1 protein-coding gene is annotated in these 11,049 nt (G+C 43.0%); it reads right to left on the reverse strand.

Annotated elements, in window-relative coordinates; genetic code table 11:
* Positions 1 to 33: 33 nt before the first annotated feature.
* Positions 34 to 10,989, reverse strand: a complete 10,956-nt coding sequence (locus DWW86_RS03245) for a leucine-rich repeat protein (protein ID WP_207661397.1) — start codon at positions 10,987 to 10,989, stop codon at positions 34 to 36.
* Positions 10,990 to 11,049: the final 60 nt, after the last annotated feature.

The raw sequence follows: 11,049 nt of genomic DNA on the forward strand, positions 1-11,049 counted from the left end.
ACACAAAAGTAGTGCTAAAGTAAAGTTTTAATTTCAGCGTACTGTAATTCTACAACTTGTTCTGATTCTTCCCGCTCTTACGGTAATAACCGCAGTTCCTCTCCGTCTCGCAGTGACTCTTCCTCTGGACGTAACTGTCACTACATTTTTATTTGATGAAGTAAAAGTCACTCTTTCTAATGATGTGATCGGAAGTAGCTGTGGTACAAACGTGTACGATTTTCTCCTCTGAAGGGTAAGTCTCCTCTGTATTCCCTGAATCCTCGTGGTTTTCACTGCTGCTCTCTGGACTCTGACAGATATTTTCTTCTTCAATCCGCTTCGAAGTGTAATGGTGATTATTGCATTTCCATCTCTTTTTGCAGCAGTAATCTTTCCGGAAGAATTTACATTTACAATCCTTCTGTTACTGGAAGTCCAGGATGCAATCCGGTCTCCCTTTGCAAGTCCGGTCACTTTCAGTTTTGTTGTGCTCTGTCCTCTTCTTAAGATAATACTTGATGCATTTACAGACATTGTCGGCCGCAATTTTGCCAGCTGTTTTGTTTCCTTTTTGCCGCATCGTGTACATCGTCTCTCCTGACGTCCATATGCCAGTGCCGTAGCTGCCTGAACAGTTTTCATCGGTCCGTTCCATTTATGATTTTCAATTACAAAAGTAATTTCTTTCCTTCCGAAATAATCGCCGATGCCCGTAAGTACGGCTGTTGCTGTTCCGACTTTGACATTATTTCTCCAGGTCACTGTATAATCAGTACTTTGTGAAAGAGCAGCACCCTGATATGTTACGGTAAATCCCGGACGAATTGCCGCTCCTGTATAACATTTTGCAGGAATCTTACTGATTTCAGCATCTTTGATATTCTGTCGGAACACTGCATAGAATTCCATATCGTCCTTAAGAACCTGTCCTTCTTCCGCTTCTTTTCCATCGCAGAACCATCCTGCAAATTCGCCGCTACCCTGTGGAGTCTGAGGTAATTCCAGAGTTTCTCCTGCCTGATAAATATTTTCTTCAAGCAGTTCTCCTTCAGAATAAAAGCTGACTTTCACTTTTTTATCTACAATTACTTCATCATGATTATTACTTGAGTCGTAATCTGCGGTCTCAGATTCCACTTCTGCAGTAAGTTCCAACTCTGTAATACCTTCTTTAAAAATGTCATTTGAAAGTTCCAGACGTACGGACTGTTCCTGTCCTGCTTCAAGAATCTCTGTCTTATGCTCCTGAAGAAGTACGCCATCTGCGTGGGCAGCATCGTAAATTTTGAGGCTTCCCGATGCCGGCACCTGACTGTTGTTTTTTACTGTTACAACCAGACTGTTCTTTGCTGCTGTCGTATACAGCTTTGCAGACACTTCAAGATCTGTAAGCCCGACTGTGATCTCTGAGAAATTGTTATTATCAGAGACTTCACCAACCACCGCACCGTCTTTCATCTCCCATATCTGTAATTTCAATTTTCTGGAAGAAACATTTTCCGGTATCGGAACATTGACCACAACAGGTACTGTTTCTCCGGCTGTAATTGTTACATCTTTTTCCTTTTCTACCAGTACCTTTTCTGTCTGATCTGCGCTCTGCATTGTTATCTTGTATCCGATCTGACTTACCGCTTCGCTTCCTGCATTTCGAATTTTCAGTGTTACCGGAAGAGTTGTTCCCGGCATTGCATCTTTCAGTTCAAAAGTAGTTCCGTCAAGTGAAAGATCATGTACTGTGCCAACTTTCATCCAGCAGAGATTATCTGATGGATTCTCAAAATCCATATTACTCTGCATCATGGTAATATAATCTTCTCCACCTATTCTGCATACATCAAAACTTGTAATCTGTTCTGTCTGTGCAGTCACCTGAACAGGTGAAGACCATCCTCCATTCTGCTTTATAATACAGAAAATATTCTGCGCATTGTTCTCATCTGCCCCCAGATAGTAGATACGATTTCCACACACTTTAAATGTACTGTTTGTGATCGTCTCTTCTCCTGTAAGAGAAATGCTTTCATTTTCAACAGAGTCACGAAGTTTCAGGGTTCCGCTCTGATTCCATACAAAGCCTTTAAGACCTCCACCTACTTCTTCATTCACATAAACCGCATGTGAACAGCCACCGGCTTCGTTGAAAAGAATATTTCCTTCCAGATCCAGTCCGTATACTGTTCCGTCTGATACCGTTGCAGGATCATTATCTCCGTCTACACAGCAAAGAATCACCGCCTGGTCTCCCAGAGTTCCGATACTGATCGTTGAAATATAATTGCTGTTATCGAGAAGTGTTTTTACTTCACTCCACTGATTACCGTTCTTTACACGGCAGAGAAGTTTATTATTTTTATTCCTGCCAAAAATGCTGCTGTCTGTGTTTCCGATCCAGGCAATGACTTCCTGTCCGCCGGCTATACCTGTCTTAGGACGAAATGCATATACATCAGAATTTTTCTCTGTTACTTCTTCTGCAGATGTAAATTTCTCAGTTTCTGCATCATATTTTGCAGTTCTAAGCACCGTATGTTTTGTCAGTTCATTTAATGCTGCAGTTTCCTTTGTCAGTTGTTCAGTTGCTTCCTGATAGGTAAGATAAATCTCATTTCCATCTGAATAAAGGTTAAAATCAATATCAGCCAGATCATTATCATCGACCGGCTGCGGCTCCTGCCATTTTCCCTCCTTCCATACAGAATACATAAGTCTTCCCATATTGTAGACATCTGTCGTACCATCATCATATCTGAATACCATCACCGATGTGTCGCCGGCTGACGCAATCTGTGGTGCCATTCCTCCATAGGTGTCTGTCAGAAGTGATTTGATCTCATCCGAAGATTCCTCACTGCCTTTCCACTGTGACTGTTTTTCAAGATACGATCTGTCTGTTTCTGAATAGCTGTCTTCATCATACAGAACATCTGCATACATGAAACACTCCGCCGCACTTTTCTGCTGGTTATTTCGTGTATAAAGATACCACGTATTCTGTTTGAATGTTTTCGACGTCTCCGCAGAACCAAAATAAGCTTTTACTCCCAGCGAACCGCTCAAAGTCGCTGCATTCAGTCCCGGATCGCCGTTGGTGCTTGCAAGATAGAACTGCAAATCCAGGGATGCATTTCCTGTAACTCCGGCAGCTGTGATACCGCTGAATCCAACGCCAAACAGCGCATCCACAGATGGTTTAAAATCAAATGCCAGCGTTCCTGAGAGATTGCTTGTCTCAATATTATATGTTGCCGTCGCAGAAAGTTCTCCGCTTCCGCTGAATTTGATTTCTATTACCATCGGAATACTGAATGCCGTAGGAATCGTCCAGCCATATTGTGCAGATGCTTTCACCATAACGCACAAATAACCTTTCAGCTGCGCCACATTGCCTGAAGACAGTTTTCCCTCAAAATATCCGATCGCAGTAAGCTCAGGTTTCTTTATATCCCAGCCACTGATGGACATCTGGTTTTTCTGCTTACAATATTGGTCATATTTGGCATTCAGATCCGCTATATCTCTGGAACCGAATTCATAGTTCTCCTTCATTGAGGAAATCCACTTCTTAAATGCCTCCCTCTCTTTCTCTGCTGAAAAAACGTCTTTCTTCACATTGATGCCAAGATGCATCGTCTGTTTTTCTGCATCAACTTCAAAATCAACCGGCAATGTCGGTAATCCCAATGAAAGATTCATGCCACCCAGGAACGGAACATCATCATCCACTGTAACGGCTGATTTTCTTCCCAGACTGAGAGTATTGTTTGTAGACGGTGCTTCCACAATTTCAAGGTTGAGCAGCGTTCTTACATATTTTGTCTTATCATTGGCATCATAATAATTTCGTACATGAATGCCCTTTCCTGTTCCGAACTTTCCAGGACTCAGTCTAAATACACCTTTTTGATCCGCCTCTGCAATCTTCGTGGTATTCTGCCATAATTCCAGCCTTTCTCCATTCAGGTTTCCGGATGCTGTCTCGCATGTAATCGTAAAACCAAGCTTTGCATCTGATGAAAACCGTTTGGCATGCTTCAGAAGATCCACTTTTGCCGACGGCAGAGCCTCATATCCATCTATGGTGCAGTAAGCTTTCGTCAGCATATGGCTTTCCTGCGAAGTTTTATAAAGCGTGATAATGTCGTACCCGGCCTTACTTATATCATACTTGAGATTTTCAAATGTCACATATCCCTTTTTCTCAACCGTGATACCAACCATTCCCACTGTAGCTGCCTTAAATACAGCATCGCCGTCTGCATCTGTCTTTACAGTTTCAGATCCGGTCGTATCCTTTCTGGTCACTTTTGCACCTTCAATTGGATTGCCGGCATTGTCCACAATACGAAAACCATATTCATCTGTTTTCAGTTTTACAAGCAAAGTCGCCGCACCACCCGGCTCATCACTCCAAAATGCATACCAGGTCATGCTCTTCGATGCCAGTGTTCTGTGCGTCAGCTGGGTTCCCGTTCCGTCCTCATTTTCAAACCATCCGTTAAAATATTTGCCATCTTTGGTCGGAACTGCAGGAAGCTGTATCCTCGTGCCTTTTTTAATATCCACCATCGAAGCTACTGTCGAACCGCCCTGTGAATCAAACCGATAAGTAACGGTATCTCTCGCTTCTTCAAAATAATCCAGATTTTCTTTGATAATTTCTACTTCCAGCCCATAAGTGTGCTGTGCATCATAAAATGCCTCCGCAAGTTTCGCATTTCTGTCTTTCAGCTCTTCATCTTCTTTAAGATAATTATCGACTGAATCTTCATAATGATATACAAGTTTGTCCCCGATTGCCATAACTTCCAGACTGTCTTCTGAAATGGAAACTCCCTTCTTTGAACCATTCTGATAATAAATCACACTGTTCAGTCTTCCCGGTGTATTGACTCTCGGAAGATAACGTTCCACATTTGCCTTATTCTCAAGATCTACATCATAATAAAAACTTCCGTCTTTTAATCGGTTTGCTACATGCGCAGTCAGTTTCATTCCCTGCAGGCCGTATACTCTGATCGAATCTTCTGACTCGAAATGAGCAGTGACCGGACGCTTAAATTCAGACAAAATCCCCGAATAGTCCGCAGACAACTGATATTCACCAATCTCATCTCCTCGGAGAATCCATTCAATTGTCTTCGTTGTCTGACCAGGTATCTCCGGAACAGACACATGTGCACTGTTCTCAGTGCCTGATGTAGTCTCGGCAATAGCAAGTCCCTTTGGAACATTCAATGTAATTTCATTATCCAGCATGCTGAATTCTGAAGATGCATTATTCATAATATGAAGTTTTACATCAAAGAACTCTTTCAGTGCCGACACACCAATCGGAATGTCCAGATAGATCACTGATAGCTTCTTTACAGAAGAGGCATCATCACCCCCATTGCCGCCTCCCCAGCTGCCTCCGCCGGAACCGCCGCTTCCTGCACCGGAACCTGACCATACAATATGAGGAATCAGCGCACGTTTTCCTGACGAAGTATCTACGATCACCGGTTTTGCATTATCCCAGCCGGTTACCGGATTAAATATGATCTTATTAGTCACTGTTTCCGTGCCATATTTCAGCCTTACATTCACAGTAACCATATACTGGTTTTCAGGATCAGAAATTTCAATTCCTGCCGCTTTGATTTCATCAAAGTTCATTCTCCTGATGTCAAATTTTCCTTCTACGATCGGCTGTTCTACAAGAATCATAGTAACTTCTGTTGTCTGCGCCGCCGTGATCACAACTTCTTTTTTGACCGGAAGATATTCGTTATTTCCTTTGATACAGCCAACTGCATGTGTTCCCGCATTTGCTGTTATGACTGCTTCTCCGCTTCCGTTCGTCCTTCGTACAAACTGATTTTCACTTCCGAGATCAAAATATACTTCGGCACCACTTAAGGCCTGGCCGTCTGCATTTCTGACCTTTACCTTAAGAGTACCCAGCATGTCTCTTTCTTTTACAGTAATTTCTTTTTCAGTCTCTGACAAATTTCCATCTTTATCAACAACCGTAAGTCTGACCTTATATGTGCCTGCTTCGCTGTATTTATGGACTGCTTTCGCACCTGCTGCCTTTTCAGTATTATCTCCAAAATCTATTTCATATGAAATGATTCCTGTATCATCTGACGAAAGGGAAGCATCAAACAGATACTCCACATTCTGCTCCATAATGCTCTCACAGTTCAGTACTGCCTTCGGGCTGCTTCTGTCCGGAAGTATTACCTGCTCATCTGCAGTTCGGAATGAAGTATTTCCGATTGCATCTACAGCTTCAACTTTGTACTCCAGAACAGTGCGGTTTAACGGAAGATTCCAGTCATCGCAGGAATAATCTTTCTGGCCGCTTACCACCTGCCGCTGTGCGATCAGATTCCAGTCTGCCTTATCTTCTCTTCTGTAAATTCGGAATCCGATCAGGTCATCCGGAAGTTCTGCATTCCAGGTAAGTGTTACCTTCTCTTCCTCTCCTTCCTGATATACGGATGATACTTTATTCAGCTTCGGTGCAGTCAGGTCTACTGTATATTTCACCACTGTCGGTTCACATGTATTTCCTGCTGCATCCGTTGCACCTGCTCTTACTTCGATCACATCGCCGTCGTTCATTTTTTCTACAGGAAGTGTTGCATTTACCGTTACGTTCCAGTCATTTATTTCTGTTTTCTCTGTCAGCTTCTGATACGTTTCATCTTTTTCGGGTTTCCACTCAAGCTTTACTGAGGAAAGCAGCCGGTTATCCTGCACCAGTACACTGATATTTTTAAAGTCATCTCCAATCTTTGAACTATTATCCGGATAGAAGCTTACGATCTCCGGTTTTTCTGTATCCGCCAAAACGCTGACCGACTCTTCCATTTCTTTCGAAAATTCACTGACATTTCCTGCCTGATCAGTTACTTTCAGACGATATCTGTACTGTGTGTTTTCTTTTACGTCTCTGTCAATATAATTGAGCTGATAAAGACCTTCTGCAATCTTGCTGTATTCTCCACCATTTTCCTGGCGGAAAACCTGATATGCATCAATGTCTTCTTCCTGCCCCTGTTTCCAGTTTATTTCAATATAACCATTATTTCCTTCCACGCTGCTGATTTCCGGTGCTTTCGGCGGAGTATGGTCAATACTGTACTGGATAAATGGTGCTTTCGCCCCAGTCTCACTTTCATGTCCGGAGAAATCTTCTGCGACTGCACGGAAATAAATCATTCCATCTTCATGGTCTTTTACCATAAGTGTACATTCCGCTGTAACAGTCGTCTGTGGTGTATCAAATTCTTTTACTTCCTGTGTAAGCCAGGCCTGACCGTCATCTGAAATCTGGAATGAAATCTTTTGGATTCCGTAATCATCTTTTGCCGTTGCCGAAACAGGAATCTCCTGACTGTAGGTTCCCGGCTTTGGATTTAGTTCCGTGATCACCGGATTGTTGTCATCTGCCTTTGTAAGAAGTGTGATTCCTTTTTCCGGTTCCGCACCTCTGTTTCCAAGCTGATCATATGCGATCACTCTGTATGTATATGGAGTTGCCGGTACCAGACCATAAATATTCATGCCCAGCGTATCATTCACATCACCGATCGCATTCCATTCACCGTCAATCAACTGCTCAACACGGAAAAATGCGACATCTTCCTCCGGTACATTATCCCAGACAAGTGTTGCCGTCACAGAAGTAGTCACGCATTCCTCTTCTCTTAATCCGACCTCAGACGGACCCACGTTGTCAACTTCATACTGACAGATAAACGGATCACTTTCATTTCCACTGGTATCAACAGCAAGTCCTTTTATCCAGAGTTTTCCAGAGACTGTTTTTGAAGTATCATAATCCGCACTGGCAAAATCCTTCTTCACAGAAGATATGAGTGTCCAGTTTTCGCCATCCTCTGATGCATAAATCTGTATTTCTCTGACAGCTACATTGTCTTCTGCCTGTACACCCAGAGAAATATTTCCACTGATCCTGCTTCCTGATGCCGGAATCATTTTGAGAATTCGTGGTTGCTCTGTATCAGAAACAGGACTTGCAGACACAATTTCAGATGGCTGACTTTCTACACCCAAATCGTTCACACCTGTCACATAATACTGATAGGAACGTTCTGCTTTCACAGATCCGTCTATATAATTTAAAGTTTCTCTTTCATTGATGTAGCCAATAATTCTGAAATCAGAATCTCCCTGTGCTTTACGGTAAACACGATACTTTGTTGTGTTAATCTCAGATGCCATCAGCCAGCTGACGTTAATCTCATCAGTTGATCCGACTGCCATAACACCCTCGATCTGATGTGGTCTTGATTTGTCCACCGTTATAATCTGTTCTGTCTCTGCAGATTCACCGTCCCCGTCCGTAAGAACAAATACAACTGTATATTCCCCGGATTCCATCTCATCAAGATTCCATTTCAGGCTGTATCTGGCGGTTTTTCTGCTACTGTTTGTGGATGTGATTTCTCCCACACCCATTAATATTTTTCTTCCCGTACTGTTTTTATAATAGAAAACACCTGTCGTCTCTTTTGCACCAAACGACTGCAGATTTCCGCTGTTTGTCACTTCTGCATAAACAGTGTTTCTGGAAAGTCCGACTCTGCCCGTCTTATCATTTGTATAAATTCGTCTGACTTCAGGAGCAGCCGTAACTGCAGTTATCTGCGCAAATTCAGATTTTCTTCCATCTGTCAGGCAGCCGCGGACATAATACGTATGAGACTCTCCAATCTCCAACTGTTCATCTGTATAAGAAGCATCTTTTAATACTTTTTCAGTAAGAAGATTTTCCTCTTCTGTTCCGTCTCTGTACACTTGATATCCGTCCAGCAGATCATTCTGTACCGGGTCCCATGTCAGATGTACGGTGTGACTGTATACATGCGCTGCTTTTGCATTCGACGGAGGCATTTCCCACAGATCGGTACACCACTCTACTGAATCTGCCACCTGACTTTTATACGCTGTCTGATATGCTTCCAGTACATCTGCTGTCACATATATCTTTTTCAGGTTTGGCATACAGGCAAAAATGCTATACCTGCTATATGATGGCGGTGTCTTTCCGAGAAATGTTACCTTTTCTACTCCTGCCATATTATAAAACGCATGATCGTAACCTATATAATCCGTATATACAGATTTCAAACTCCTGCCAAATACGATTGCAGTGATTCCTGTCATTCCTGCAAAAGTTCCACGTTTTATTTCGGTAATTTTATCTGGTATCGCCAGTTCTCCTGTAAATCCACTGCAGCCAAGAAATGCATTTATTCCGATACTGGTAAGAGCTTCCGGCAATTTCAACTCCCCGGTAAGATTGCTGCAATTATAGAATGCACTTTCTCCAATCGTTGTCAGTCCTTCTGAAAAACGCAATTCTCCACTTAACGCAGTACAATTTTCAAATGCAAAATTTCCAATAGCTGTCAGTTTCTCTCCAAACTCAAAGGAGGTAAGCTTCGTACAATTTCTAAACGCACCCTCTTCAACAGTCTTTATATTATTTTCACCGGAAAATACAACTTCTTCCAGTGAAGCACAGTCCTTGAATGCATTTTCTCCGATTTCTGTTACTTCCGGTGAAATCACGATTTTCTGTATCTGCAATTTTCTGAAAGCCGAAGCTCCGATCTTTGTTACTCCGGATGGCACCGTTATCTCTGTGTCTTCTCCTGTATATCCAACCAATTCTCCATCCACAACAATAAAATCATCGCCGCCCGTTTCCTTGATACGCACTGTCTCCGGAAGGTTTTCCCTGTAAGCGTCGCTGTATGCTTTATAAGTTCCCTTTGGCACATAAACAGTTCTAAGACCTGCCATGTCAGCAAAAATATTATTATTCCAGGAATAGCTTGCGGATGGCGGTGTTTCTCCGAGGAAGCTTACTGTCTCTACCCCCGTCATACCATAAAACGGCAGGTTGTCACTGGAATACGTGTATACAGAAGTTACACCCCTGCCTACTGTAATCGCTGTGATTCCCGTCATTCTGGAAAACGTATTTCGTGGAAGATCTGTGACCTTATCCGGTATGATCAGCTCTCCCGTGAATCCGCTGCAGCCATAAAAAGCACTGTCAGACAGACTCTCAAGATTTTCCGGCAGTTTTAATGTACCGCTGAATCCACTGCAGCTCCCAAACGCATATCTTCCGATCCTCGTCACTCCCGCTGGTATGGTCAGTTCTCCCATAAATCCACTGCAATTGCCAAATACAGAGTCTGCAATTTCCGTTATTTCGGACGGAAGTGTAAGGCTTCCATTAAACCCACTGCAGCCATTAAATGCATATGTTCCGATACTGGTAATCTTCTCCGGCAGCTGCAGATTTCCTGTCAGACCACTACAGCCGCTAAATGCACCTTCACCGATACTTGTTACATTTTCCGGTATATTCAGATTTCCGTTAAGTGCGGAGCAGCTGCCAAACGCAGAAGCTCCAATCACTGTCAGGTTTTCCGGCAGCTTCAGTTCTCCACTCAGCTTCGTACAATATTCAAAGGTATGATCCTTTATCTCTGTCAGATTTTCTCCGAAACTGAATCCCGTAAGCTCCCCACATCCACTAAACGCGTAACTTCCGATCTCAGCAACATTATTTTCTCCGGAAAATACGACTTCCTGCAGTGCAGTACTGCCCTGAAATGCATTTTCCCCGATTTCCGTCACTTCCACTGGAATCGTGATTTTCTGTATCTGTGATTTTTTAAATGCAGAAGCCCCGATCTTTGTTATGCCCTCCGGTATTGTCACCTCTGTGCTGTCACCTGTATAGCCGGTCACTTCTCCATCCACAACAATAAAATCATCACCGCCCGTTTCCTTGATGCGCACTGTCTCCGGAAGGTTTTCCCTGTAAGCGTCGCTGTATGCTTTATAAGCTCCCTTTGGCACATAAACAGTTTTAAGAGCTGTCATGTCAGCAAAAATATTATTATTCCAGTAATAGCTCGCGGATGGCGGTGTTTCTCCGAGGAAGCTTACTGTCTCTACCCCCGTCATACCATAGAACGGCAGTTCATCATTGTAATGTGTGTATACGGAAGTTACGCCCCTGCCTAC

Origin of the sequence: Ruminococcus sp. AF17-22AC (genome assembly GCF_003460065.1) — a bacterium.
In the GTDB taxonomy this organism is placed as follows: Bacteria; Bacillota; Clostridia; order Lachnospirales; family Lachnospiraceae; genus Blautia_A.